The sequence below is a fragment of the Hydrogenophaga sp. genome (assembly GCF_041633695.1).
In the GTDB taxonomy this organism is placed as follows: Bacteria; Pseudomonadota; Gammaproteobacteria; order Burkholderiales; family Burkholderiaceae_C; genus Hydrogenophaga.
Map to the genome: position 1 here is coordinate 1 of NZ_JBFJMY010000733.1, position 1,276 is coordinate 1,276.

The 1,276-nt window shown below is 63.9% G+C and carries 1 pseudogene; it reads left to right on the top strand.

Going from position 1 to position 1,276, the window contains the following annotated elements:
- Positions 1-1,037 (top strand): annotated as a pseudogene (locus ABYB95_RS23660) (hypothetical protein); the annotation flags it as partial.
- Positions 1,038-1,276 lie beyond the last annotated feature (239 nt).

The window sequence follows — 1,276 nt, forward strand, 5'->3', positions numbered from 1 at the left end:
CACCGGCTCCAGCACCGGCTCCAGCACCGGCTCCAGCACCGGCTCCAGCACCGGCTCCAGCACCGGCTCCGCTGGTCGCTCTGGAGGCCAGCCCGACCAGCGTCGCCGCAGGCGGCAATTCAACGCTGAGCTGGTCTTCTTCCAACGCCTCGTCGTGCACCGCCAGCGGTGCCTGGAGCGGTAGCCGCGCCACCTCGGGCAGTTTCCAGCTCACCAATCTGCAAGCCACCGCTACTTACTCGATCACCTGTACTGGACTCGGTGGCACTGTCAACAAATCGGTCACGGTCTCGGTGACCGGTTCCGGGGCGATCACCGCGCTGAACTTCCCGTCGAACGGCGACACCACCAAAGACGTGCGCTTCCGCTTCAACGGCGCCAATCTCCTGCCCATGTACCCGGCCACCTACATCTGGCGCGTGAATCTGCGCCAGCAAACGGGTTACTACACCACCTTCTTCTGGGGGCCCGACGGCACCTTCACCGGCAACAACTTCTATGGCGCCCACCCCTACCCCGACGGCGAACCCAAGCCCCAGAGCCGCGCCCACAAATGGGAGCTCTCCATCTACGCCAGCGATTTTGTCAACGACGCCAACGGCCATTCCACCCAGCTCGGATACAACGAATGGAAAACCCAGGCCTTGCGGGTCTGGGACAACGGCACCAACAAGATCAACGAGTTTTACTGGGACTTGCCCGACACCAGCAAGGTGATCCGGGTGACGCTCTACAGCAGCTATGCGGCGAACCCGATTTCCAACGCCGCGCTGAATTTCGGCGACGCACCCTGGGCGATCGGACAGGAACGTTTGAGTGGCTTGCTGCGCGGCATCCAGCTCTATTCCACCGCTTTGACGGTGCCCGACATCGTGACCGAAGCCAGCACGCCCATGGGCTCCAGCGCCGGTGCCGCCAACATCTGGTACCTCAACCTGAACCCCACGCCATCCGACATTTCCGACAAGTCGGGCAAAGGGCACCACCCCAGTTGGGTCGACCCGAACAACAAGGCTTCGCTGTGGACCGGGCCTTGACGCTGGCGCCAGCGTTCTGACGTCTCCCCCCTGCGCCGAAAGCGCCCCAGGCGCTCAGACCTTGGGCTGCGCCATCCCCGCCATCTGGCTTTGAATCGCCTCGCGCTTGGCGCACCGGGCAGGCATTGGCCTCTACGGCCGGTGGTGGCAGATAGGCGCGGCAATGCAACGCAATGGGCAGCGATGGTGTCTCCCCACGGATCGACACCAGAGCACACCCCTGGGCATACAGATTTGCC